General features: G+C 71.2%; 21 protein-coding genes and 1 tRNA gene. 16 read left to right on the top strand and 6 right to left on the bottom strand.

What is annotated here, in order from left to right; translation table 11 throughout:
- Positions 1 to 213: 213 nt before the first annotated feature.
- Positions 214 to 618, bottom strand: a complete 405-nt coding sequence (locus DX116_RS19185) for a response regulator (RefSeq protein WP_199716175.1) — start codon at positions 616 to 618, stop codon at positions 214 to 216.
- A 52-nt stretch (positions 619 to 670) separates the two neighbouring features.
- On the opposite strand from DX116_RS19185, the gene DX116_RS19180 reads away from it, so the two are divergent.
- From DX116_RS19180 to DX116_RS19165, 4 genes are all read left to right on the top strand, one after another.
- Positions 671 to 742, top strand: a tRNA-Arg gene (locus DX116_RS19180).
- A gap of 57 nt (positions 743 to 799) precedes the next feature.
- Entirely contained in the window at positions 800 to 1,477 is a 678-nt protein-coding gene (locus tag DX116_RS19175) for a GNAT family N-acetyltransferase (RefSeq protein WP_119705902.1), read from the top strand.
- Positions 1,478 to 1,549: 72 nt separating this feature from the next.
- Positions 1,550 to 2,689 carry a N(5)-(carboxyethyl)ornithine synthase gene (locus tag DX116_RS19170; protein WP_119705901.1) on the top strand — a complete coding sequence of 380 codons (1,140 nt, stop codon included), beginning with the start codon at positions 1,550 to 1,552 and terminating at the stop codon, positions 2,687 to 2,689.
- A gap of 67 nt (positions 2,690 to 2,756) precedes the next feature.
- The gene (locus DX116_RS19165) at positions 2,757 to 3,206 is read left to right on the top strand and encodes an OsmC family peroxiredoxin (RefSeq protein ID WP_119706004.1); all 450 of its coding nucleotides are present in this window, start codon (positions 2,757 to 2,759) and stop codon (positions 3,204 to 3,206) included.
- 81 nt (positions 3,207 to 3,287) lie between these two features.
- Here DX116_RS19165 and DX116_RS19160 read toward each other — a convergent pair whose 3' ends face one another.
- Positions 3,288 to 5,486, bottom strand: a complete 2,199-nt coding sequence (locus DX116_RS19160) for a glycosyltransferase family 2 protein (protein ID WP_233556957.1) — start codon at positions 5,484 to 5,486, stop codon at positions 3,288 to 3,290.
- Positions 5,487 to 5,703: 217 nt separating this feature from the next.
- On the opposite strand from DX116_RS19160, the gene DX116_RS19155 reads away from it, so the two are divergent.
- From DX116_RS19155 to DX116_RS19135, 6 genes are all read left to right on the top strand, one after another.
- Positions 5,704 to 7,290, top strand: coding sequence for a chitinase (locus DX116_RS19155; RefSeq protein ID WP_119705899.1), 1,587 nt, complete (start codon positions 5,704 to 5,706; stop codon positions 7,288 to 7,290).
- A gap of 4 nt (positions 7,291 to 7,294) precedes the next feature.
- The gene (locus tag DX116_RS19150; protein WP_119705898.1) at positions 7,295 to 8,338 is read left to right on the top strand and encodes a winged helix DNA-binding domain-containing protein; all 1,044 of its coding nucleotides are present in this window, start codon (positions 7,295 to 7,297) and stop codon (positions 8,336 to 8,338) included.
- 135 nt (positions 8,339 to 8,473) lie between these two features.
- A complete protein-coding gene (locus DX116_RS19145) occupies positions 8,474 to 12,292 on the top strand; it encodes a multifunctional oxoglutarate decarboxylase/oxoglutarate dehydrogenase thiamine pyrophosphate-binding subunit/dihydrolipoyllysine-residue succinyltransferase subunit (RefSeq protein ID WP_119705897.1) in 3,819 nt (1,272 codons plus the stop codon).
- 31 nt (positions 12,293 to 12,323) lie between these two features.
- Positions 12,324 to 12,503: a DUF6104 family protein gene (locus DX116_RS19140; RefSeq protein ID WP_119705896.1), complete on the top strand. Its 180-nt coding sequence runs from the start codon at positions 12,324 to 12,326 to the stop codon at positions 12,501 to 12,503.
- A 111-nt stretch (positions 12,504 to 12,614) separates the two neighbouring features.
- Entirely contained in the window at positions 12,615 to 12,785 is a 171-nt protein-coding gene (locus DX116_RS20195; RefSeq protein ID WP_199716174.1) for a hypothetical protein, read from the top strand.
- 13 nt (positions 12,786 to 12,798) lie between these two features.
- Positions 12,799 to 13,557 carry an AAA family ATPase gene (locus tag DX116_RS19135; protein ID WP_119705895.1) on the top strand — a complete coding sequence of 253 codons (759 nt, stop codon included), beginning with the start codon at positions 12,799 to 12,801 and terminating at the stop codon, positions 13,555 to 13,557.
- A gap of 43 nt (positions 13,558 to 13,600) precedes the next feature.
- On the opposite strand, the gene DX116_RS19130 is transcribed toward DX116_RS19135, so the two are convergent.
- The 3 genes from DX116_RS19130 to DX116_RS19120 form a co-directional block, all read right to left on the bottom strand.
- Complete coding sequence (locus DX116_RS19130; RefSeq protein ID WP_119705894.1) at positions 13,601 to 14,569, bottom strand: zinc-binding dehydrogenase; 969 nt, start codon at positions 14,567 to 14,569, stop codon at positions 13,601 to 13,603.
- Positions 14,570 to 14,597: 28 nt separating this feature from the next.
- Positions 14,598 to 15,794, bottom strand: a complete 1,197-nt coding sequence (locus DX116_RS19125) for an NAD(P)-dependent malic enzyme (protein ID WP_325048630.1) — start codon at positions 15,792 to 15,794, stop codon at positions 14,598 to 14,600.
- Positions 15,795 to 15,961: 167 nt separating this feature from the next.
- Positions 15,962 to 16,357, bottom strand: a complete 396-nt coding sequence (locus DX116_RS19120) for a hypothetical protein (protein WP_119705893.1) — start codon at positions 16,355 to 16,357, stop codon at positions 15,962 to 15,964.
- Positions 16,358 to 16,515: 158 nt separating this feature from the next.
- Here DX116_RS19120 and DX116_RS19115 point away from each other — a divergent pair, with 158 nt between their 5' ends.
- The gene (locus DX116_RS19115) at positions 16,516 to 16,767 is read left to right on the top strand and encodes a WhiB family transcriptional regulator (protein WP_082530375.1); all 252 of its coding nucleotides are present in this window, start codon (positions 16,516 to 16,518) and stop codon (positions 16,765 to 16,767) included.
- Positions 16,768 to 16,881: 114 nt separating this feature from the next.
- On the opposite strand, the gene DX116_RS19110 is transcribed toward DX116_RS19115, so the two are convergent.
- Positions 16,882 to 18,336: a sensor histidine kinase gene (locus DX116_RS19110; RefSeq protein ID WP_119705892.1), complete on the bottom strand. Its 1,455-nt coding sequence runs from the start codon at positions 18,334 to 18,336 to the stop codon at positions 16,882 to 16,884.
- Between the two features lie 39 nt (positions 18,337 to 18,375).
- Between DX116_RS19110 and DX116_RS19105 the strand changes: the two genes are divergently transcribed.
- The 5 genes from DX116_RS19105 to DX116_RS19085 are packed head-to-tail and all read left to right on the top strand — an operon-like array spanning position 18,376 to position 25,023.
- Positions 18,376 to 19,293, top strand: a complete 918-nt coding sequence (locus DX116_RS19105) for a DUF2785 domain-containing protein (RefSeq protein WP_119705891.1) — start codon at positions 18,376 to 18,378, stop codon at positions 19,291 to 19,293.
- Positions 19,294 to 19,331: 38 nt separating this feature from the next.
- Positions 19,332 to 21,008: an acetolactate synthase gene (locus tag DX116_RS19100; protein WP_119705890.1), complete on the top strand. Its 1,677-nt coding sequence runs from the start codon at positions 19,332 to 19,334 to the stop codon at positions 21,006 to 21,008.
- Complete coding sequence (locus DX116_RS19095) at positions 20,989 to 21,516, top strand: GNAT family N-acetyltransferase (RefSeq protein ID WP_119705889.1); 528 nt, start codon at positions 20,989 to 20,991, stop codon at positions 21,514 to 21,516. Before DX116_RS19100 ends, DX116_RS19095 begins: the two co-directional genes overlap by 20 nt.
- 49 nt (positions 21,517 to 21,565) lie before the next feature.
- A complete protein-coding gene (locus tag DX116_RS19090; protein WP_147393728.1) occupies positions 21,566 to 23,284 on the top strand; it encodes an ABC transporter ATP-binding protein in 1,719 nt (572 codons plus the stop codon).
- Positions 23,281 to 25,023, top strand: a complete 1,743-nt coding sequence (locus DX116_RS19085; RefSeq protein ID WP_119705887.1) for an ABC transporter ATP-binding protein — start codon at positions 23,281 to 23,283, stop codon at positions 25,021 to 25,023. Before DX116_RS19090 ends, DX116_RS19085 begins: the two co-directional genes overlap by 4 nt.
- The last annotated feature ends 47 nt before the right edge of the window (positions 25,024 to 25,070 follow it).

Raw genomic sequence — 25,070 nt, 5'->3', positions numbered from 1 at the left:
GACCCGCAGGGCTGGGGCGAAGGCCCCTCACCGAGCGGACACACTCGGCCCCCTGCGGGTCGGATGACTGCGGGTATTCGCCGTCACCGGTCCAGTTGTTGCTGAACTGGGTCCGCGACTAGCGGACAGCCACCTCACATGTCCAAGACGAATTCATTCTTCGGACCACCTCCTTTCCGTGTACCAAAACCGTACGTCCGGCACGAGCCCATTTCAAGAGATGGGCGGTCCCTCGCGGCGCTCCCGCGTCCGGTCGAGCACCTCGCCGATCGTGACGATGAGGAAGTCCGGGTCGAACGGCTTGGTGACGTACGCGTCGACCCCCGCGTCGGTGGCCCGCTGGATGTCGGCGGTCTGGCCCTGGGTCGAGACCATGACGACGGCGATGTCGCGCGTACGCGCATCGGCGCGCAGCGCCGCCACCGTCGCGACGCCGTCGAGGCGGGGCATCATGACGTCGACCGTGATGACGTCCGGCATGACGTCGAGCCGCGCCAGGATCTCGAGGCAGTCGACGCCGTCGACCGCCTCGTCGACCTCGAATCCGGCCAGCTCGAGGTTGGTGCGGATGAGGAATCTGATCGAGGCGGTGTCGTCGACGACGAGCACTCTGGGCATGGCACCCACCGTAGTGGGCGTGGGGTAGGCTCACACCGCAGTTGGCCGAACGGCCCCCGTAGCTCAGGGGATAGAGCGCCGCCCTCCGGAGGCGGAAGCGGAGGTTCGAATCCTCCCGGGGGCACCGAGATACTCCGGTGCCGCGGCCCCCCGCGGTCTCGCACGAGACGCGGAGGGGCCCGTGGCAGTCGACCACCCGCTCGCGCGCCTGATCGCCGCGTTCGCCGACGGCGACTTCCTCGCCGCCGACGGCGGCTGGCAGCGGGTCGAGCCGTGGCGCCCGCAGCTCGAGGCCGTCGTCGCGTTCACCGGTCGCGCGGTGTTCGCGATCACCCCCGACATCGCCGACGAGCACCTGGTCGCGCTGGGCGCCGACGGATTCGGCGGCGCCCACGACCCCCGGCTCGTCACCGCCCTGGCCGGGCCGGACGCCTGGATCGACAGCCTCGACGCACTGCTGGTCGGTCGAGGCACCGGTGCACCGGGCGTCCGGCCCCGGCTCGTGGCACGCCCCGACCTAAGCGACCATCCGCGCGCACGCCTGGCCGCCGAGCTGCGGGACGACGTCGAGGTGCTCGGACGTCCCGGCGACCCGGGCTCGACCGTGGCGACCCTGGCCCGCGGCGTGGGCGGCCTGCGCGAGCTGAGCTTCGAGGTGGACCCCGCGCACCGTGGCGGATCGGGTGCGGCGCTCGTCGGCGACGCGCTCAGCACCGTGCCGGACGACGAGCTCGTGGTGGCCGCCGTGGCCCCCGGCAACGCCGCCAGCCTGCGTGCCGTGCTGTCGGCCGGCTTCACGCCGCTCGGGTCGCTCCAGCTGTTCCGCCGCGATGCGCAGAGCCGCTCGGGCACCGAGTAGCCTCGCAGCAGTCCTTCGGACCGGCTCGGCCGAGCAGCGGACCTCTGCGGAAACACCCACGACGGAGTGCCCATGGATCTGCTCGACCTCGGAGTCATCGCCCGCACGGCCAAGGAGAACGAACGGCGCCTGCCGCTGCATCCTCGCCACCTCGACCGGCTGAGCGACGAGGTCAGGCCGCACGTCTTCCTCGAGGAGGGCTACGGCGAGAGCTTCGGCGTCACCGACGACGAGCTGCGTCCGCTGGTCGGCGGGCTGCTGACGCGCGCCGAGCTCATCGCGCGCTGCGACGTCGTCCTGCTGACCAAGCCCAGCACGGACGACCTGCTCGAGCTGCGCGAGGGGCAGGTCCTCTGGGGCTGGCCGCACTGCGTGCAGGACGCCGCGCTGACGCAGGCCGCGATCGACCGCCGCCTGACGCTCGTCGCGTGGGAGGCGATGAACCACTGGGGCGGCGACGGCAGCTTCCTGCTGCACGTCTTCCACAAGAACAACGAGCTCGCCGGATACAGCTCGGTGCTGCACGCCATGTCGCTGGCCGGGCTGACCGGCACGTACGGCCGCCGGCTCACCGCAGCCGTCATCGGCTTCGGCGCGACCGCGCGCGGCGCCGTCACGGCACTGACCTCGCACGGCATCCACGACGTCGACATCTTCACGCAGCGCGGCGTCGCGGCCGTCAGCGCGCCGATCCACTCGGCACGCATCGTGCACTTCGACCCGGCCGACTCCCCCGCCGAGAGCCGCGCCCTGGTCGACCAGCAGTGGGTGCCGATGCCGGCGCTGCTCGCCGAGCACGACGTCATCGTCAACTGCGTCCTGCAGGACCCCAACTCCCCCGTCTCGTTCCTGATGGACGCCGACCTGCCGACCCTCGCGCCGGGCACGCTCGTCGTCGACGTGTCGTGCGACGAGGGCATGGGGTTCGAGTGGGCACGGCCGACGACGTTCGACGACCCGACGTTCACGGTCGGCCACGGCGTCACGTACTACGCCGTCGACCACAGCCCGTCGTACCTGTGGAACTCCGCGACGTGGGAGATCAGCCAGGCGCTGCTGCCGTACCTCGGCAAGGTGCTGGCCGGGCCGGCGTCGTGGGACGCCGACGAGACCGTCCGGCGCTCGATCGAGATCCGCCAGGGCGTCGTCCAGAACCCCGGCATCCTGGCCTTCCAGAACCGCGACAGCGAGTTCCCCCACCCCGTGGCGTGAGAACCCGGTTGCGCGTCGCGCGGGCGGCAGTAGCGTCGGTGACACACATCGACGAGAGGTTATGAGCATGCCGACACGTACTGCACGCACCGCCTGGGACGGCGGATTCGAGGACGGCTCCGGGCAGGTCGAGCTGACCGACTCCGGTCTCGGCACGTTCGAGATGTCGTTCAAGAAGCGCTCGTCCGACGACGGCGGCGGAGCGACCAACCCCGAGGAGCTGCTCGGCGCCGCGCACTCGTCCTGCTACACGATGCAGCTGGCCGCGCTGCTCGGCCAGAAGGGCGCGACCCCGGTCACGATCGAGACCACGGCCAAGGTCACGCTGGGCGAGGACCCCGACGACCAGGGCTTCAAGATCCACAAGATCGCCCTCACGGTGCGCGCCGAGGTCGAGGGCATCGACGACGCGGGCTTCGCCGAGGCCGCCGAGGCCGCGAAGGTCAGCTGCCCGCTCAGCAAGGCACTCGCGTCCGTCCCCGAGATCACGCTCGACGCGGCTCTCGAGACGGCCTGACCCGCCTCCGTCCGAACGACACGCGACGGCCCGCCCCGCTCCTCGAGGAGCACCGGGGCGGGTCGTCGCACGTCGCGACGGTCAGCGACGCGCGCGCGTCACGCGGCGACGCCGGTCGTCCGGACGCCGCAGGTCGCGTGCCAGACGGCGGTCGCCGAAGTACAGGATCCCCGCCCAGTCGATGGCGGCATCGGTCGGCTCGGGAGCGGCGACCTTCTTCGGACGACGCTCGACGTACAGCCAGTTGAGGACGCCGAGGCCCATGTCGACGAAGGACGCGCGCAGCCCGATGTACGCCCGGATCGCCGTGCCGGCCAGCACCGCGTTGAACACCGCGAAGCTGAAGTTCCCCCAGTTGTGCTGGTTGAAGTCGCGGTAGGCCGTCAGGATCGAGAACCCCACGATCAGGTACGGCACGAGCACGTGCCAGGCCGGGGCCGCCGTGCGGTTGCGCACCTTGGGCGTGCGGGCGAACGGGATCTTCTCGCCCGTGAACGCCTGCTGGATCGACTTCAGCACGCCGGCCAGGTTGACCGGCAGCAGCACGAGGTTGAAGCCGTAGATGCGGAAGATGTCGGAGAACCGGTGGCCACAGTCGCGCAGGTCGCTGCCCATCGCCACGAAGTACGGCAGCGCCGCAGCCAGCACCAGCGGGCTGAGCAGGCGGCTGTCGTACGGGTAGAACAGCAGGAAGAGCAGGCCGAAGCTGGCCCAGGCGATCGAGCCCATGTAGTTGACCCGCAGGGCGAGCTCGGTGAGGTGCACGCGCTCGCGGCTGTGGCGCCGGTGCCGCACCTGGCCCCACAGCTTGGGCAGGATCAGCAGTCCCCCGTTGGCCCACCGTCGTCGCTGCACGACGAGCGAGCCGAAGTCGGGCGGCGTCGCGCTGTAGCTCAGCCGCTCGGGATAGTTGACGAGTGACCAGCCCGCGGTGCCGATGTCGATGCTCGACTCGGTGTCCTCGATGACGGTCCGGTCCTGGATGTACGTCTTGATGTCGTAGCCGCCGACGTTCTGCACCTCGACGATGTCCTCGAGCGCCTCCTTGCGGATGACGGCGTTGGCCCCCACCCAGAACGTCGCGTTGTGGAAGGTCTTGCCCTGGTGGAGGATGTGCTGCAGGTCGGTCGAGGCGCCCGCGATCCGCTCGATGCGGGTCGGCGCACCGCGGAACGACGAGTACGGCGTCTGGATGATCGCGACGTGCCGGTTCTCGCTCTGCTCGAGGTAGAAGACCAGGCGCACGCAGTAGTCGCGCAGCAGCTGCGAGTCCGCGTCGAGCGTGAGCACGTAGCCGGAGTCGGGGATGACGAGGTCGCCCGGCTCGGCCGACTCGACCTCGTCGAGCATCAGGCCGGCGGCGGTGTCGTGCGGCCGCCACACGTGCCCCATCAGCCCGAGGTACGAGTTGACGTTCATGGCCTTGTTGGCCTCGTTCGACAGCGACGCGTACCGCTTGCGCTCGAAGCTGGTGAGATCGGCCCGGAAGATCCAGGCCAGCCGGCGGTGCAGCTCCTCGACCCGGTCGGCCTCGGGCAGTCCGCCCTGGTCGAGGGCTGCCTGCAGGGCGATCGCCGTCAGGTTGAGCTCGTTGGCCAGACCGACCAGCACCTGGTCGACGAAGAACTCGCTGACGTGGTCGACGACGTCCTCCTGCTCGGCCATCGCCTTCAACCAGGCCACCGCCGCCCGGTACTCGCGCAGGAGCGTCTTGACGGCCTTGCGGTCGACGTCGTGCGTCGCCAGGTACGCAGCGGCGGCCTCGAGGGACCCCTGGAAGCGGTCGCGCGGCTCGCGCAGCGCCTCCTCGATGTCGGGGGCCAGGCGGCGCGTGGCCTCGAGCTTGGCCAGCACGTCGGGGTCGGTCGGGTTCGGCGGGTCGTCGATCAGCAGCACGAGGTCGAGGTAGGGGTACTCCTGCAGGGCAGCGCTCCACAGCGTCAGCCGGACGACGTCGGGCTCCTCGGCGTACGACGGCACCAGGACCGTCAGCCGTTGGCTCCTGGTGTCGCCGAAGTGCCGGTCGAGCATGCCGCGCGGCGCCCGGGTGTGGTCGCGGAAGCGGATGAGCGCTCCTTGTCGCGCGACCAGGTACATCAGCGCCGAGAAGGTCAGGAAGGTCACCACGACGAGGTACGACAGCGCCTCCATCGTGAAGCGGAAGCTGCCGCCGTAGTCGATGAACTGACGGATGATCGTCGAGACGACGTAGCCGATCCACGCCAGGATCGTCACCACGATGCCCACCCGGCCCCAGGTGATCTTGGAGCCGCTCGGCACGGGATGGATGATCGACAACGGCTCCGACCGGCGTTCTGCACCCCACTGCCGTCGGGTCTTCGTCTCGGTCCGGTCCGCCCTGCCCCTGAGTCGCACGACCCTGTCTCCCTCGTCGGCCCCCGGCGACACAGTAGTGGCCGAGGACGCCCGGCTCCGCGCGGCCCTGCCCGCGATGTCACCATGGGGCGTTCGGGGAGAACGATGAGGAGCGTGGCCCGTGGGCCGATTCGATGGACGACGCCTGTCCGTGCCCCGGCTGGCGATCCTGGTCGCGATCGTCGGCGGACTGACCTTCGCCGGCACGTCCAGCTGGCGCCACGTGCAGGATGCTCAGGCGGCCGGCTCGCACGGCGCCGCCTGGTACGCAGGCTACGTCGACGCGACCGTCACCCCGCTCTACGAGTTCGAGCAGCCAGCGTCGAAGGCAGCGCGCGACATCGTGCTGTCGTTCGTCGTGGCCGACCCGGACAGCGCCTGCTCGCCCACCTGGGGCGGCGCGTACTCGCTGGACGCGGCGTCCGACGACATCGACCTCGACCGTCGCATCGCGCGGCTGCGCCAGGCCGGGGGCAGCGTCGTGGTCTCGTTCGGCGGTGCCGCGAACTCAGAGCTCTCCACGGCGTGCACCGACCCCTCCCAGCTGGTCGACGCCTACACCTCCGTCGTGGACCGGTACGACGTGCGCACGATCGACCTCGACATCGAGGGCCCGGCGCTGGCCGATGCCGCCGCCACGCAGCGCCGTGCCGCGGCCATCAAGGCGCTCCAGGTCGCCCGCGCGAAGGCCGGCAAGAACCTGCGCGTCTGGCTGACGCTGCCCGTCTCGCCGCAGGGCCTGTCGACCGAGGGACGTCAGGTGGTCGCGGCGATGCTCGAGCAGAAGGTCGAGCTGTCGGGCGTCAACGTCATGACGATGGACTACGGCGGCAGCCGCGCCAAGGACCAGACGATGCTCGACGCGTCCACCTCGGCCCTCACCGCGACGCACCGACAGCTCGGACAGGTCTACGCCCGCGCCGGCCAGGACGTCGGCTCGGCCACCCTGTGGCGCCGCATGGGTGCGACCCCGATGATCGGCCAGAACGACGTGCCCGGCGAGATCTTCTCGACCGCCGCCGCGAAGGGTCTCAGCGCCTTCGCCGCCGAGAAGGGCCTCGGCCGCATGTCGATGTGGTCGCTCAACCGCGACCGCACGTGCGGCGCCAACTACCCCGACGTCACCGTGGTCTCCAACTCGTGCAGCGGCGTCGACCAGGGCGCGGAGTCGTTCGCCGCGCTGCTGCGCGGCACCATGACCGGCAGCCCCGACAGCACCGAGGTCACCCCCGTCGTGGGCGGCCGGGCCGGCGGACGCGATTCCGCCGACAATCCCGTCGCCGACGATCCCGCCACCAGCCCGTACCCGATCTGGAGCGCCGACGAGACGTACGTCGAGGGCACCCGCGTCGTGTGGCACCGCAACGCCTACGTGGCCAAGTGGTGGACGCTCGGCGACACCCCCGACGACCCGGTCGTCGACGAGAGCGCCTCGCCGTGGCGGCTGATCGGGCCGGTGCTGCCCGGCGAGAAGCCGGTCCAGGTGCCCACGCTGCCCAGCGGCACCTATCCGGCCTGGGACCAGGGCGCGGCCTACCGCAAGGGCGAGCGCGTCATGCTGCGCGGCACGGCGTTCGTGGCCAAGTGGTACTCGACGGGCGTCAGCCCCGACGCCCGTGCCACCCAGAACGAGCCGTCGCCGTGGCGTCAGCTGACCGACGCCGAGATCCGACAGGCGGCTGCGGCCGCCTCGGCCGACACGGACTGACGCGGTGCGCCCCGTCCTCGGTCGGCTGCACGCCCAGGGGCTCGACGGCCCGCGGCCGGGCACCCTGGTCGACGTCGTGCGTCACCTGGGGTGCGTCCAGTCGCAGCTGCACGACATGGCGCTGTGGGGCGTGGGGCGACGCCTGCCCGGCACGACGCTCGCCGAGCTGCAGCAGGCCTTCGACACCGGCGAGGTCCTGCGCACGCACGTGCTGCGGCCCACCTGGCACCTCGTCGCCCCTGACGACCTGCCCTGGCTGCAGGCCCTCACCGGGCCCCGCGTGCGCCGCCTGCTCGAGACCACCAACCGGTCGATCGGGCTGACGTCCGACGTCGTCGACCGCGGCGCGTCCCTGGTCGTGGAGGCCCTCGCCGACGGACGTCCGCGCACCCGCCGCGAGCTGGCCGACGTCCTCGCGGCGTCCGGGCTCGTGCTCACCGGCCAGGCGGTCGCCCACGTCGTCATCAGCGCGGAGATCGACGCCGCGATCGCCAGCGGACCCATGGACGGCAAGCAGCACACCTACCGCCTGATCGAGACACGTCCGGTCGAGCGGTCGCGCGACGAGCTGCTGGCCGAGGTCGCCCGACGGTACGCCGCCGGCCACGGACCCGTCCGCGACCGCGACCTCGCGTGGTGGACGAGCCTGACGCTGACCGACAGCCGCCGGGCCATCGACCTCGCCGGGCTGCGGCCCCTCGACGTGGACGGGGTGACGCACTGGGCGCTCGACGAGCCCGTCGAGTCCGAACCCCCCGAGGTGATGCTGCTGCCGAACTTCGACGAGTACGTCTCGTACGCCCGCGACCCGGGCGACGACGACGGCATAGCCGGAGCCGGAGGCGAGGTCATGCGGGCCGCCGGCCTGCTGTTCGTCGCCGGACGGCTGGCCGGTTCGTGGACCCGCACCCTCGCGGCCCGGACCGTCGCGATCGACGTCCGGTCGGCCGCCCCCACGACCGCATCGCTGCGCCGGGGGCTGCAGGCCGAGGCCGACGCCTTCGGCCGATTCGTCGAGCGTGAGCCGCGCCTGAGCATCGCCGACTGACTGTCACCGTGGTGCGGCGCGTGTGACCCATCTCGGGGCCCCACCTGCCTGCGCTCGGCTGGTGCCTCGCGTTAGTGTGGAGAGCACACTTTCACCTACGCGCCAGCACACACATCGGAAGAGGCGATCGAGGCTGTGGCCGAGTCCTCCCAAGACCATTCAACTCCTGATTTCGGCACGAACCAGTGGCTCGTTGAAGAGATGCACGACCGCTACCGGGAGGACCCGTCGTCGGTAGACGAGACGTGGGTCGCCTTCTTCGAGACCGGTGACGGTGCCGACCTCGCGTCCGGTGCCGCGGCCAACGGAACGGCCCCGGTGCCTGCCGCCGCCACTCCGCCGCCCACCTCGCCGGCCTCCACCGTCGCGCCGGCCGCCAAGACCGAGCCGGTCTCGGTGGCACCGCCCGAGGAGAAGGCCCCCGACTCCCCTGCGCCGGTCAAGCCCGTCCCCGCGGCCGCCCCGGCCGACGCGGCCGCCCCCACGCCCAACGGCACGCCGGCGCCCAAGGCCCCGGCTGCGTCGTCCGCCCGCTCGGGCGCACCCGCCGACAAGCCGAAGGACGCCGCCAAGCCCACCGGTCCCGGCGAGGTCGAGAAGGTCGTCCTGCGCGGCGCGGCCGCCCGCACCGTCCAGAACATGGACGCGAGCCTGACCGTCCCGACGGCCACCAGCGTGCGCTCGGTGCCGGTCAAGCTGCTGTTCGACAACCGCACCGTCATCAACAACCACCTGGCCCGCGCTCGCGGCGGCAAGGTCTCGTTCACGCACCTGATCGGCTACGCGATCGTGCAGGCCGTCAAGGCCATGCCCGAGATGAACACCGGCTACGAGGTGGACGAGAAGGGCAAGCCCAACCAGCTCAAGCCCGAGCACGTCAACTTCGGCCTCGCGATCGACCTGCAGAAGCCCGACGGCTCGCGCCAGCTGCTGGTGCCGTCGATCAAGGCGACCGAGACCATGAGCTTCGCGGAGTTCTGGGCCGCCTACGAGACCATGGTCCGCAAGGCGCGCGACGGCAAGCTCGAGGTCAGCGACTTCCAGGGCACGACGCTCAGCCTGACCAACCCCGGCGGCATCGGCACCAACCACTCGGTGCCGCGACTCATGTCGGGCCAGGGCGTCATCATCGGCGTCGGCTCGATGGAGTACCCGCCGGAGTTCCAGGGCGCGTCCGACCACACCCTGGCGCAGATGGCCATCTCCAAGATGGTGACCCTGACGTCGACGTACGACCACCGCGTCATCCAGGGCGCCCAGTCCGGCGAGTTCCTCAAGCGCGTCCACGCGCTGCTGCTCGGCGAGAACGGCTTCTACGACGACATCTTCCGCGCGCTCAAGATCCCCTACGAGCCCATCCGCTGGGCCCAGGACATCGCGGTCAGCCACGACGACGAGGTGCACAAGCAGTCGCGCGTCCTCGAGCTGATCCACGCCTTCCGGGTCCGTGGCCACCTGATGGCCGACACCAACCCGCTCGACAACTCCCCGCGCAGCCACCCCGACCTCGACACGGCGTCGCACGGCCTGACGCTGTGGGACCTCGACCGCGAGTTCGCGACCGGCTCGTTCAAGAGCGACAAGCGCTTCATGAAGCTGCGCGAGATCCTCGGCATCCTGCGCGACTCCTACGCCCGCACGATCGGGCTGGAGTACATGCACATCCAGGAGCCCTCCGAGCGCGAGTGGTTCCAGGAGCGCATCGAGCGTCCGCACACCAAGCCGCCGCGCGAGGAGCAGCTGCGCATCCTGCAGAAGCTCAACCAGGCCGAGGCCTTCGAGACGTTCCTGCAGACCAAGTTCGTCGGTCAGAAGCGCTTCAGCCTCGAGGGCGGCGAGACGACCATCCCGTTCCTCGACGAGATCTGCGAGGCGGCAGCGGCCGACAAGCTCGACGAGGTGTGCATCGGCATGGCACACCGCGGCCGGCTCAACGCGCTGGTCAACATCGCCGGCAAGCGTCCCAGCCAGGTCTTCCGCGAGTTCGAGGGCAACATCGACCCGCGCACCGTGCAGGGCTCCGGCGACGTCAAGTACCACCTGGGCGTCGAGGGCGAGTTCACGTCCGGCAACGGCGACAAGGTCAAGGTCTCGATCGCGGCCAACCCCTCGCACCTCGAAGTCGTCGACCCCGTGCTCGAGGGCATCGCCCGCGCCAAGCAGGACCGCCTCAACCAGGGTGCGGCGTACCCCGTGCTGCCCGTCCTGGTCCACGGCGACGCCGCGTTCGCGGGCCAGGGAGTCGTCGCCGAGACGCTCAACCTGTCGCAGCTGCGCGGCTACCGCACCGGCGGCACGATCCACCTGATCGTCAACAACCAGGTCGGCTTCACCACGTCGCCGTCGTCGTCGCGCTCGTCCACCTACTGCACCGACGTCGCGCGCATGATCCAGGCGCCCGTGTTCCACGTCAACGGCGACGACCCCGAGGCGTGCATCCGCGTGGCACAGCTGGCCTACGAGTACCGGCGCACCTTCCACAAGGACGTCGTCATCGACCTGGTCTGCTACCGCCGCCGCGGTCACAACGAGGGCGACGACCCCAGCTTCACGCAGCCCCTGATGTACGACACGATCAACGCCAAGAAGTCGGTGCGCAAGCTCTACACCGAGGCGTTGGTGGGTCGCGGCGACATCACGCTCGAAGAGGCCGAGGTCGCCCTCAGCGACTACCAGGCCCAGCTCGAGCGCAACTTCGCCGAGGTCAAGCAGGCCACGTCGGACCCCGACTACACCCGCACGCCCGACTACCCCGAGAAGCCCGAGCACGCCGGCGAGCTCGTCACCGCGATCTCGACCGAGGCCATGAAGGCGATCGCCGACTCGTACACCAACGTGCCCGAGGGCTTCACGGTCCACCCGAAGGTGCTGCCGCAGCTCCAGCGCCGCGCGCAGTCCATCTCGGCCGGGCCGATCGACTGGGGCACCGGCGAGATCCTCGCGATGGGCTCGCTGCTGCTCGACGGACGTCCGGTGCGCATCTCCGGCCAGGACACCCGTCGCGGCACCTTCTCGTCGCGCTTCGCCACGATCATCGATCGCACCAACGCCGACGAGTGGACGCCGCTGTCCAACATCGGCGACGAGCAGGCCAGCTTCCACGTCTACGACTCGCTGCTCAGCGAGTACGCCGCCCTCGGCTTCGAGTACGGCTACTCGGTCGCGCGTCCCGAGGCGCTGACCATCTGGGAGGCCCAGTTCGGCGACTTCGTCAACGGCGCCCAGTCGGTCATCGACGAGTACATCTCGGCCGGCGAGACCAAGTGGGGCCAGAAGTCGGGCGTCGTCCTGCTGCTGCCCCACGGCTACGAGGGCCAGGGACCCGACCACTCGTCGGCCCGCATCGAGCGGTTCCTGACGTTGTGCGCCGACGAGGCCATGACGGTCGCCCAGCCCTCCACGCCCGCGTCGTACTTCCACCTCCTGCGCCGCCAGGCGCTCGAGAGCGAGCACCGTCCGTTGATCGTGTTCACGCCCAAGTCGATGCTGCGCAGCAAGGCAGCGGCGTCGCAGCCCGACGACTTCACGACGGGCACGTTCCGTCCGGTCATCGGCGATGCGGCCTTCGGCGAGGGCGCGGCCGATCCGTCGGCGGTGGAGCGCGTGCTGGTCTGCTCGGGTCGTGTCACGTGGGACCTCATGGCCGAGCGCGAGAAGCTCGAGGGCGACTCCAAGCGCACGGCGATCGTCCGCCTCGAGCAGATCTACCCCCGTCCGGTCGACGAGCTCAACGCCGAGGTGGCGCGGTTCACCAACGCCCGCGAGGTGCGGTGGGTGCAGGACGAGCCCGCCAACCAGGGCCCGTGGCCGCACGTCGCGCTGCACTTCAGCGGCGAGTTCGACGGGCTCCCGCTCGTGCGGGTGTCGCGTCCCGAGTCCTCCGCACCGTCGGTCGGCTCGCACAACCGCCACGTCGAGGAGCAGGCCGAGCTGATGCAGCAGGCCTTCGCCTGAGGCGCACGAAGAGCTGCGGAGACGATCGCTGATGTACTTCACCGACCGCGGGATCGAGGAGCTGCAGGCCAGGCGGGGTGACGAGGAAGTCACCTTCGCCTGGCTCGCCGAGCAGCTCAGCACGTTCGTCGACCTCAACCCCGACTTCGAGATCCCCGTCGAGCGCCTGGCCACCTGGCTGGCTCGCCTCGACGACGATGAGGATGAGTGACACCGCAGTGAGCTCTGCGAACGAGCGTGTCGCCAGGTTGAGCGAGACGCGGCGAAGCCGCCAGCCTGTCGAAACCACGCAAGCGCTCAGAGATCAGCAGGAGGAAGACCGATGGCCAAGATGTTGATGTGCCCGTGCGGCGAGCAGCTGGTGGGCCGCAGCGACGACGACTTCGTCACGGCGGTCGACGCGCACCTGCAGTCGGCCCACGAGGGTCGTACGTACCCCGCGAGCATGATCCTGCAGATGGCTCAGCCGTTCCCCGACGACCAAGTGCCCTGATCGACGCGCACGCATGAGGTTCGACCAGCCGCCCGTCGTGCGGGTCGTCATGTCCCCCCATCCGGACATCCCGTTCGACCCGGACGCGTGGCCGAACACGATCCCGGCCGTGGCGCAGGTGCTCGCCGACGGCCTCGACCTGCCGCCCGGCGTGACGTTCCTGGTCGGCGAGAACGGCTCGGGCAAGTCGACCCTCGTCGAGGCTGTCGCGGTCGCCTACGGGCTCTCGCCCGAGGGCGGCACTGCGCACGGGCGGCACGAGACGAGGGCCAGCGAGTCGCCGCTGCACCACCACCTCGGCATCCAACGAGGCATCGGGGCGGGACGGTGGGGCTTCTTCCTGCGCGCCGAGACGATGCACGGCTGGTACACCTACATGGACGAGCACCGCGGCCCGAACGACACCGATTACCACGCCATGAGCCACGGCGAGTCGTTCCTCGAGGTGCTGACGCGCAAGTTCGACTCCGCGGGCTTCTACTGCCTCGACGAGCCCGAGGCGGCCTTGTCATTCCGATCGAGCCTGACGCTCATCCGGGTCCTGCACGACATCGCGCAGGCCGGTGGCCAGGTGCTGTGCGCCACGCACTCCCCCGTCCTCGCGTCGCTGCCGGGCGCCCACGTCCTCGAGGTCGGTGACTGGGGTCTGCGCGAGACGACGTGGGACGAGCTCGAGCTGGTCCGTCACTACCGCGCCTACCTCGACACCCCCGCGCGCTACCTGCGCCACACCCCCGCGCGCTACCTGCGCCACACCCTCGCCGACGACTGAGCCGCCCCAACCCGGATCTGCGGAGGACTGCATCCTTCCTGGGTCAGAGGGTCAGGACGATCTTGCCGAAGACGCTGCCGTCGATGACGCTCTGCAGGCCCGAGGCGGCGTCGGCCATCGGGATCTCGCGGTCGATCAGCGGACGGGTGCCCGTGACGTCCATGAACTGGGCGAGCGCGTGCAGCTCGTCGCGGGTGCCCATCGTCGACCCGTGCACGCGCATCTGCTGGAAGAAGATGCGTGTCAGCTCGGCGTGCGTCGGGGCGTCGCCCGAGGTCGCGCCCGAGATCACGATCGTGCCGCCCGGGCGCATCGACTTGACCGAGTGCGACCACGTGGCGGCCCCGACGGTCTCGATGACCGCATCGACCTTGGCGGGCAGCCTGGCGCCCGACTCGAATGCCTCGTGCGCGCCGATCTCGACCGCGCGCGACCGCTTGTCCTCGTCGCGACTCGTCGCGTACACCCGAAAGCCGGCCGCCCGGGCGAGGGTGATCGCGGCGGTGGCCACGCCGCCCCCCGCGCCCTGCACCAGCACCGTGTCGCCCTGCTTGAGGCCCGACTGGGTGAACAGCATGCGGTAGGCCGTCAACCACGCCGTCGGCAGGCAGGCTGCCTCGGCGAACGAGAGCCCGGCCGGCTTGGGCACGACGTTGCGGGCGGGCACCGCGACCTTCTCGGCGAAGGTGCCCTGGTGCCGCTCCGACAGCAGCGAGCGCCGGGGGTCGAGGGTCTCGTCGCCGCGCCACGACGGGTCGCTGATGACCGCGTGCACCAGCACCTCGTTGCCGTCCTCGTCGTAGCCCGCGGCGTCGCACCCGAGGATCATGGGCAGCGACTCCTCGCGGAGACCGACGCCTCGCAGGCTCCACACGTCGTGGTGGTTGATCGATGCCGCCTTGACCGTCACCGTCGTCCATCCCTCGGGGACCTCGGGGTCGGGACGCTCGCCCACGACCAGACCCGACAGCGGGTCGGTGGGGACGATCTGGCCTGCGTAGACGGCGAACATGTCGTGCTCCTCGGATGTGCTCGGGGGATCAGTACGGTCGGCGGGCGAGACCCTCGCGGCGGGCCGAGTCGGTCACGGCGCGCGAGACGGCCGTCGCCACGCGCGAGTCGAACGGCGACGGGATGACGTAGGTCTCGGAGAGGTCGTCGCCCACGAGGTCGGCGATGGCGGTCGCGGCGGCGATCTTCATGTCCTCGGAGATGCGGGTGGCGCGCACGTCGAGCGCGCCGCGGAAGATGCCCGGGAACACCAGCACGTTGTTGATCTGGTTGGGGAAGTCGGAGCGGCCGGTGGCCACGACCCGTGCGTACTGGTGCGCGACGTCGGGGTGCACCTCGGGGTGCGGGTTGGCCATCGCGAACACGATGGCCTCGGGTGCCATGCGGGCGACCGCTTCTTCGGGCACCGTGCCGCCGGAGACGCCGATGAACACGTCGGCCTCGTCGAGGGCGTCGGCGATCGACCCGGGACGAGCCCAGCCCGCCGTCTGATCGGCGAGCCACCGCTTGACGTCGTTGAGGTCGTCGCGGCCCGGGTGAATCACGCCCGCGCGATCGACGACGGCGATCTTGCGCACCCCGGCCGACTGCAGGATCTTCATGATCGCGACGCCGGCGGCACCGGCACCGGAGATGACGACCTTGAGGTCCTGCAGGTCGCGGTCGGTCAGCCTGGCGGAGTTGATCAGGGCGGCCAGCGTCACGACGGCCGTGCCGTGCTGGTCGTCGTGGAAGACCGGGATGTCGAGCCGCTCGACGAGCCGCCGCTCGATCTCGAAGCACCGCGGGCTCGAGATGTCCTCGAGGTTGATGCCGCCGAACGACGGTGCGAGCCGCACGACGGTCTCGACGATCTCGTCGACGTCGGTCGTGTCGAGCGCGATCGGGATGGCGTCGACCCCGCCGAACTGCTTGAACAAGATGGCCTTGCCCTCCATGACCGGCATGGACGCGGCCGGGCCGATGTCGCCCAGCCCCAGCACGGCGGTGCCGTCGGTGACCACCGCGACGGTGTTGGAGACCCAGGTGTAGTCGTGCGCCACCTCGGGATCGGTCGCGATGGCCTCGCAGACCCTCGCCACGCCGGGCGTGTAGGCGAGCGACAGGTCGTGGGCGTCGCGGATCGGCACGGAGGCCGCGATGCTCATCTTCCCGCCGCGGTGCAGCGCGAAGACCGGGTCGTCGGGATCGGGGGCGTTCTGGACGTCGAGGTCGGTGGCGACGATGGACAAGATGATTCCTCGGGGGGACGTGGCCGGCAGGGCTCGACGAGAATTCTCTCAACGGGACCGATCAGGTCGCCGGCGCGGTGTCTGACCGCTGCTGTGCGAGCCGCCGAGGCGGGAGGGGGCGGGTTGCGCCCCGCTCCTATCGTGTCACACGCCGGCGACCGTCAGGCCCCGTGGTGGTCGGCCAGCGCGCGCGTGACCGGCGGCGCGAGCAGGCACCCCAGCACGGCGACGGCGGGCAGCGCGATGGCGGGCGTGAGCCAGGCCGGGTCGCCGCGGAAGTTCCACGCCAGGCCCAGCTGCACCAGCTGGGCCAGCACGAGGGGGCTGCGCGCCCACGACTCGCCCACCGCGACGCGGGACGCCGCCCACGCCAGGCCGGCAGCGACGACGAGCAGGAAGATCGTGGCGCCGACGCCGAGACCCACCCGGTCGGACGACACGGCGAGCAGCTCGAGCACCGCCAGCACGCCGAAGGTCAACGCCTCCACCGAGACGACGGCAGCAGCCGTCACGAGCAGGATCTTGGCCGTTCCCGACGGCCGTCCGGGAGACGTCACGACGCCAGCGTAGGCAGCATGTGACTCATCCGACAATTCGCCCGGCGTCGTTGCCCTTGTAAACGACCGGGAATGTTGAAACCATGGGACCCAATGCCCGTTTGACAGGTCAAACAGATCTGCCTCGGGCGCAACACCGAACGGGAAGGAGTGTCCCCATGGATTGGCGCCACAAGTCGGCATGCCTCGATGAGGATCCTGAGCTCTTCTTCCCCATCGGCAACACGGGTCCTGCCATCTTGCAGATCGAAGAGGCCAAGGTCGTATGCCGCCGCTGTGATGTCCGCGAGCAGTGCCTTCAGTGGGCACTCGAGTCCGGACAGGACCACGGTGTGTGGGGAGGCTTGAGCGAAGACGAACGTCGTACGCTGAAGCGTCGCAATGCACGGGCACGTATTCGTACCGCCTGAGCAAGCGCACGTATCGGTGAACCCCGTGGCCTGACGGCCGCGGGGTTCTTTGTATCTCCTGCCGCCCGCCGCGTCACCGCCTCGAGACCCGCTGCCAGCGCGAGCGACCAGGCCTCAGACGGTCAGGGTGATGGCCACCGTGGTGCCACCACCGACGCGCTGCTCGAAGGCCAGCGACCCGCCCAGCTCTCCCTCGACGAGCGTCGTGACGATCGACAGCCCCAGGCTGCTGGCGGGATCGAAGTCGCGCGGGAGCCCTGCTCCGTCGTCGCTGACCCGCAACCGGATCTTGTCGCGGATGCGGTTGACCGCGAGCGTCAGCGTCCCGCCCGACTCGTCGTAGGCGTGCGCCGATGCGTTCTGGATCAGCTCGGTCAGCACCATCGACAGCGGGGTCGCGATCTCGCCCGGCAGCAGCCCGAAGCTGCCGAACCGCTCGGGACGCACGAGGTTGGCGCCGGCCGGCCCGTTCGAGACGTCGAGCACGGTGTGCAGCAGGCGGTCGGCGATCTCGTCGAACTCGACGAAGTCGCTGAACGACTGGCTGAGCGTCTCGTGCACCAGCGCGATGGATCCCACGCGGCGCACGGCCTCCTCGAGCGCGGCCCGTGCCTCGGGGTTCTCGGTGCGACGACCTTGCAGGCGCAGCAGCGCCGCGACGGTCTGCAGGTTGTTCTTGACCCGGTGGTGGATCTCGCGGATCGTCGCGTCCTTCGAGACCAGCTCGCGCTCGCGCAGCCGTAGCTCGGTGACGTCGCGCAGCAGGATCAGGGCGCCGCTGCGCTGGCCCGACGAGCGCAGCGGGATCGTGCGCACCAGCAGCGAGGCGCTGGCGTTCTCGATCTCGGCCTCCGAGCCCTCGCGGCCGCTCAGCACCCCGCGGGCGCTGCGGTCGGTGGGACGCCGGTCGACCAGCGCCGTGGTGACGTCGCCGAGCTGCGTGCCGACGAGGTCGCCGACCACGCCGAGCCGCCGGTAGGCCGACATCGCGTTGGGGCTCGCGTAGCGCACCGTCCCACGCGCATCGGTGCGGATGAAGCCGTCGCCGACCCGCAACGAGTCGGCCAGGTCGGAGCGTGAGCCGGGGGCCGGGAACTCGCCGCGCCGGATCATCTCGCCCAGCTCGCCGGCCGCCTCGAGGTAGGCGTTCTCGAGGGTGCTGGACGGCCGCAGGCCCGACTCGCTGCTGCGCCGGACGACGACGCCGATCGTCCGTGCGGCGCGGCGCACCGGGATGGCCTCGACCAGGATGCGCGAGCCGTCGAGCTGCTGCTCGGCGTGCTGGGGCACCGTGCGGCCCGTCGTCATGGCGACCTCGAGCGGGTGCTCGCCGCGCGTCGGCAAGAAGGTGCCGGCGACGTCCTCGAGCAGCGTGGTGGGCCCCGTGGTCGGCCGGATCTGCGCTGCGGCCCACATGCCCTTGGCCTCGCCGTCGGGCACCCACAGCACGAGGTCGGCGAACGACAGGTCGGCGATGATCTGCCAGTCGGCGACCAGGGCGTGCAGCCAGCCCACGTCGTCTGCGGTCAGCGATGTCTGGGACTTCGCGATGTCGTCCAGCGTGGGCACACGTGCAGCGTAGTCGGGCCGCCGTGACACGATGAGGCAATGTCCGAGGCGTACTGGCAGTCGGTGATGCAGAGCGGCATGGACGTGCCCGCCGACCGGGGTCTCGACGAGTGCACCGTCGAGCTGGTCGAGATGCTGGGCCACCCCAATCCGCGCACGCGCGAGGACCTCGCCTATCCCCTGCTGACGACGTGGATCACCCGCGGGGTCTACGACCAGCTGCTGTCCGGGCTCGGCGACGGCATCGCGCCGGGGCTGCGCTACGGCCTGGGGCACGACGGCGACGTGTCGGTCATGCGCCGGTCGTACAGCGCGCTGATGCTGGCCGAGATCATCGGGCGTGACAACAACGAGCACCTGATGTCGTCGGAGTCGGTGCTCGACTGGGGCGACCGGGCCACCGCCTGGTACGTCCGCGAGCAGGACCAGCGCGGCTGGGTCCCCGAGATGGGCTGGGCCAACGCGATCGCCCACGGCGCCGATCTGCTGGCCGCCCTCGCCCGGTCGCGGCACTTCGGACGGCTCGAGCTGACGGTGCTGCTCGACGTCATCGCCGACCGCGTGCTGACCCCCACGTCGTACATCTGGCGACACGGCGAGGACGACCGCCTGGCCTACGCCGTCATGACGCTGCTGCACCGCAACGAGCTCGACCCCGTGATTGTCGAGCCGTGGCTGGCGCGCCTGGGGCAGGGCATCAAGCCGCCGCAGACCCGGGGCCACCTCGAGGCCGAGTGGCCCTCCCCCGGCGTCCGCAACGCGTCGTCGTTCCTGCGGGCGCTGCACCTCCAGCTCGCGCTCGGCGTGCAGGGACGTGACGACCTGCGGGCCGATGCCGAGCTCTTCGCCGAGCAGCCGGCCCACCGAGCCGACCTGATCCTGGCGGTGCTCGACCAGATCAGGGCCGAGCAGCCCTGGCTGTACCGGCCGACCACCCGGGCACGTCCGCTCGGGTGATCCGCAACTGGTCCGTACCGTCGAGTAACCTGCGTCACATGACGACCGACCAGACCTCCGAGCCGCAGCACGGCGGCATCCTCGCCCTCGACGTGGCCCGCGCCCACGGCGTCTCGACGCTGTTCACCCTGTCGGGGGCCCACGTGTTCCCGATGTACGACGCAGCGGTCAAGACCGAGCCCGCCATGCCGATCGTCGACGTGCGGCACGAGCCCACCGCGGTCTTCGCCGCCGAGGCGATCGGCAAGCTGACCCGCGCGCCCGGGCTCGCGGTGCTCACCGCCGGGCCCGGCGTCACCAACGGCGTCAGCGCCGTGGCGCAGGCCAGCTTCTCGGGCTCGCCGCTGGTGGTCGTCGGCGGCCGCGCGCCCAACAACCGGTGGGGCACCGGCAGCCTGCAAGAGCTCGACCACCCGCCGATCTTCTCGTCGATCTCCAAGTCGGCCACCACGGCGCACACCGTCGCCGACATCGCGCCCACGATCGACGAGGCCTTCACGCTGGCCGGCTCGTCTCACCGGGGCCCCGCGTTCGTCGACGTGCCGATGGACGAGTTCTTCAACAGCGCCCCGGTCGGCACGCCCTCGCAGGGCAACACCACGGCGCCCGTGCAGCCCGATCCCGACGCGCTGCGGGCCATCGCCGAGCTGCTGCGCACGTCCGAGCGCCCCGTGCTGGTGCTCGGCACCGACGTCTGGGCCGACCGCGCCGAGGTCGCCGCGCTGCAGTTCGTGCAGCAGACCGGCATCCCCGTCATCGCCAACGGAATGGGCCGCGGCATCGTCCCGGGTGGCCACCCGCAGCTCGTCACCAAGGCCCGGTCGACGTCGTTCAACCGGGCCGACCTGGTCGTCGTCGTCGGCACGCCGCTCGACTTCCGTCTCGGCTACGGCGTGTTCGGCGGCAAGGAGGGCGCGACGCCCGCCCGCACGGTGCACGTCGCCGACTCGGCCGACCAGGTCTCGTCGCACGCCGCGACCGCGGCGACCGCGCACGGCGACCTCAGCCTGTTCTTCACGGGCCTGTTCGACGCCCTGACGGGGTCGTCGGCGCACGGCTCGCGTCCCGACTGGACACCGTGGCTGTCGACCCTGCAGGACGAGGTCGCCGCGGCCACCGCGCGCGACGACGAGCTGCTGACCGCCGAGGCCGACCCGATCCATCCCGCCCGCATCTACGGCGAGCTGCTCCCCCGCCTGGCCGACGACGCCGTCGTGATCGGCGACGGCGGCGACTTCGTGTCGTTCGCGGGCAAGTTCGTCGAGCCCAAGCGCCCGGGCGGCTGGCTCGACCCCGGTCCGTACGGATGCCTCGGTGCCGGCATGGGCGCCGCGATGGCCGCCCGCATCGCCCGACCCTCGAGCCAGGTCGTGCTGCTGTACGGCGACGGAGCCGCCGGCATGTCGCTGATGGACGTCGACACGCTGGTGCGGCACGACCTGCCGGTCGTGATGGTCGTCGGCAACAACTCGGCCTGGGGCCTCGAGAAGGGGCCGATGCAGTGGATCTACGGCTACGACGTGGCCGCCGACCTCGCCCCGAACACCCGCTACGACCAGGTCGTCACGGCGCTCGGCGGCGGGGGCGAGATGGTCACCGATCCACGTCAGATCGGGCCGGCGATCGATCGCGCCCTGGCGTCCGGCGTGCCGTACCTCGTCAACGTCATGACCGACGTCGACGCGGCCTATCCCCGTGCCACCACCGGCATCTGATCTCGTCGTCCGTCCCGCCCGCGACGACGAGCACGACGCGGTCGGGCGGCTGACGGTCGCGGGCTACGACGCCGACGGCCACCTGTTGCGCCCCGACGGCACCTACGACCATGAGTACGCCGCGTGGATCGGCGACGTGGCCGGTCGCGCCGACCACAGCGAGGTCCTGGTGGCCGTCGACGGCGACCGGCTGCTCGGCACCGTCACCTGGTGCCCACCGGGCTCGGCCTCCGCCCAGCTCGCCCAGCAGGCGTGCCAGGGCGAGTTCAGGACGTTGTCCGTCGACCCGGCCGCGCGGGGTCGAGGAGTCGGACGCGCTCTGGTCGCCGCCTGCGTCGAGCGCGCTCGGCGGGCCGGGCTCCGCGAGGTGCTGCTGTGCTCGCTCACCGACATGACGACGGCGCACCGGCTGTACGCCTCGATGGGCTTCGTGCGGCGTCCCGACCTCGACTGGTCGCCGCTGCCCGGCGTGCGGCTGTGGGGGTTCGCGCTCACGCTCGACGCTTGAGCACGGTGCGGGTGATCTTCCCGCAGGCCAGTGAGGGTACCCTCACCTGGTGTCTCCCGCCGTGCTCGTTCCACCGACATCGGCGGCGGCGCTCATCCGGCGCGGGATGCGTCGCCACCGCGCCCGCCTGGCAGGCTCGTACCTGCTGATCACGTCGTGGCTGCTGTGCGAGGCCCTGGTGCCGGTCGTCATCGGCGTCATCGTCGACCGGGCCGTCGCGACCGGCGAGCTGCACGAGCTGGCCGTCTGGGGCGCGGCGCTCGTGACGCTGTTCGTCGTGCTGAGCTACTCGTACCGGTTCGGTGCCCGCCTCGGCGTCGGCGCCCTGCAGCGCGAGACGCACCTGCTGCGCGTCGAGGTCAGCGAGCACGTGCTGGGCGCCGGCGGTGCGCGCACGGGCCTGCTGCCCGGCGAGACGCTCTCGCTGGCCACCTCGGACGCCGAGACGATCGGTGAGCTGCTGTGGCACGTCGGCTACACGCTGGCCGGCCTCATCGGTGTCGTCGTCAGCGCGGTCGTGCTGTTCCGCATCGACCTCGTGCTCGGGCTCGTCGTGCTCGTGGGCGTGCCGCTGGTGCTCGTCGCGATCCAGGTCGTGACCCCGCTGATCGCCCGCGACACGACCGACCAGCAGGCCACCATCGCGACGGCCACCGGCATCGCGACCGACCTCGTCAAGGGCCTGCGTCCCCTGAAGGGTGTCGGCGCCGAGGACGTCGCCGCCGCCCGCTACCGCGGCCACAGTGCTTCGGCCCGTGACGCGAGCATCCGCACGGCTCGGTCCGTCGGGTACATGTTCGGCCTGACCGCGACCCTCAGCGGCCTGTTCCTCGCGCTGGTCGCCTACCTCGCCGGAACCCGCGCGCTCGACGGCGACATCAGCATCGGCGAGCTCATCGCGATCGTCGGCCTCACGCAGTTCCTGGCCGAGCCGATCGCCGGCCTCGGCGAGACCAGCGCCCAGGCGGCGCGCTCGTTCGCATCGGCCAAGCGGCTCGTCGACGTCCTTCAGACGCCGCCGCTCGCGGTGTCGGGCACCGAGGTGCTCGGTGATCCCGACGCGGAGATCGCGATCGAGTCGCTGACGTCCGGCCCCCTGCGAGCACTCGACCTCGGCACACGAGCCGGCGAGCTGGTCGGGGTCGTCGTCGACGACCCCGCGACCGGCGACACCCTCGTGCGCCTGCTGCGCGGCGAGGTGCCCCTGGCGGACCGCTCCGGGTCGCTGACGCTCGGAGGACGCACGATCGACGACCTGACGATCGACTCGCTGCGGTCGCAGGTCGTCGTGTGCCACCACCGCGTCGACCTCTTCGAGGGGACGCTGCGCGAGACCATCGACCCCGGCCGGACGCTCGACGACGCCGAGCTCGCCGAGGTGCTCGCCGCGTCGGCGGCCAGCGACGTCGTCGACCTGCATCCCGAGGGGCTCGAGCAGGTCGTCTCCGCCGGTGGCACGACGCTCTCGGGCGGTCAGCGGCAGCGCGTCGCGCTCGCCCGGGCGCTGGCGACGCGGGCCCCGATCCTGGTGCTCGACGAGCCCACGAGCGCCGTCGACGCGATGACCGAGCAGCGCATCGCCGACGGCATCCGCGCCTACCGCCACCCCGGCGGGTCGAGGTCGTCGACGCTGGTCATCACCTCGAGCCCCGCCCTGCTCGCCGCCGCCGACCGCGTGGTGCTGGTCGACGGCGGACGCGTCGTCGCCACCGGCACGCACCACGAGCTGGCGGCCCGCGACGACTATCGCGAGACGGTGCTGCGATGACCCGTCACCTGCTGCCGATCGCGTCACGGCGCGAGACCACCCGGCTCGCCGTCTCGCTGCTGCGCGACCATCGGGGTCCGCTGGCCGTGTCGGCTCTCGCCTTCGTGGTCGTGGGCCTGGCCGGTCTCGTGGCGCCGTGGGTCCTCGGCCAGATCGTCGACACCGTGATCGCCGAGGGGTCCTCGTCGAGCGTGCTGCGTGGCGCCTTGCTGATCGCCGCCGCGAGCGTCGTCGCGGGCATCGGCACGTCCGTGTCGGTCGCCTACCTGGCCCGGGCGGGCGAGCCAGCGCTGGCCGACCTGCGCGAGCAGGCACTCGACCGCGCGCTCCACCTCGACAGCTCCCGCCTGGAAGAGGCCGGAGCCGGCGACCTGCTCTCGCGCATGGGCGACGACGTGCGATCGGTGGCCGGCTCGCTGACCGAGATGGTCCCGCTGCTGATCGGCTCGCTCGTCACGGTCGTGTTCACCGCCGGCGGCCTCTTCGCCCTCGACTGGCGACTGGGACTGGCCGGACTGGCCAGTGCCCCGTTCTACGCGCTCGGCCTGCGCTGGTACCTGCCCCGGTCTGCGCCGTACTACCGCCGCGAGCGCATCGCGCAGGGCGAGCGCGCCGAGGTGCTCGTCAGCGGCGTGCAGGGAGCCTCGACGCTGAGGGCGCTGTCGCGCGAGCAGGCCCAGATCGACCTCATCACGCACCACTCGCGCAACGCCATGACCATCACGCTCGACGTCTTCGCGTTGCTGCTGCGCTTCGGCGCGCGCACCAACCGGTCCGAGCTGATCGGCCTGTCGCTCGTGCTCGGCACGGGCTTCTTCCTGGTGCGCGGCGACCTCACGACCGTCGGAGCGGTGACCGCGGCGGCCCTGTACTTCCACCGGTTGTTCAACCCGATCGGCGCGCTGCTGATGATCTTCGACGACATCCAGTCGGCCGGGGCGTCGCTGGCCCGGCTCGCCGGCGTGGCGCTGCTCGACCCCACCATCGGCAGCGACGCACCCTCGCCCGTCCGCACCGGCACCCTCGAGCTGACCGGCATCAGCCACGAGTACGTGGCCGGACGCCGGGTGCTGTCCGAGGTGACGCTGCGCATCCCGGACGGCGAGCGGGTCGCCCTCGTCGGCGCCACGGGCGCGGGCAAGAGCACGCTCGGCGCGATCGCGGCGGGACTGCTCAGCCCCACGCGGGGTCGGGTCGCGATCGGCGGCTTCCCGCTCGACGCGCTCGAGCCGTCGCACGTCCGATCGGCCATCGCACTGGTGACACAGGACGTCCATGTCTTCTCCGGCACGGTGCGCGAGAACGTCGACCTGGCGCGGCCGGGCGCGTCGGACGAGCAGATCCGGTCGGCCCTGTCGACGGTCCGTGCACGGGGATGGGTCGAGGCGCTGACCGACGGGCTCGACACCGTCGTCGGCGACCACGGTCATCCGCTCACGCCGTCGCAGGCCCAGCAGCTGGCGCTGGCGCGGGTGCTGCTGCACGACCCGGCGGTCGCGGTGTTCGACGAGGCCACCGCCGAGGCCGGCTCGAGCGGTGCTCGCGAGCTCGACAAGGCCGCGATCGCCGTCACCCAGGGACGCACGGCACTCGTGGTGGCGCACCGGTTGACGCAGGCGCAGTCGGCCGATCGGGTGATCGTGATGCACGAGGGACGCATCGTCGAGGAGGGCACGCACGACGAGCTCGTCGAGGCTGGAGGGCGCTACGCCGACCTCTGGTCCGCCTGGTCCTCCTGACCCCTGTCGCAGGACGGCCACCCGCAGCAGCGCGCAGGTACTAGGAC

It is taken from the genome of Aeromicrobium endophyticum (genome assembly GCF_003586285.1).
GTDB lineage: Bacteria > Actinomycetota > Actinomycetes > Propionibacteriales > Nocardioidaceae > Aeromicrobium > Aeromicrobium endophyticum.
This window is presented reverse-complemented; position numbering and strand designations above follow the sequence as displayed.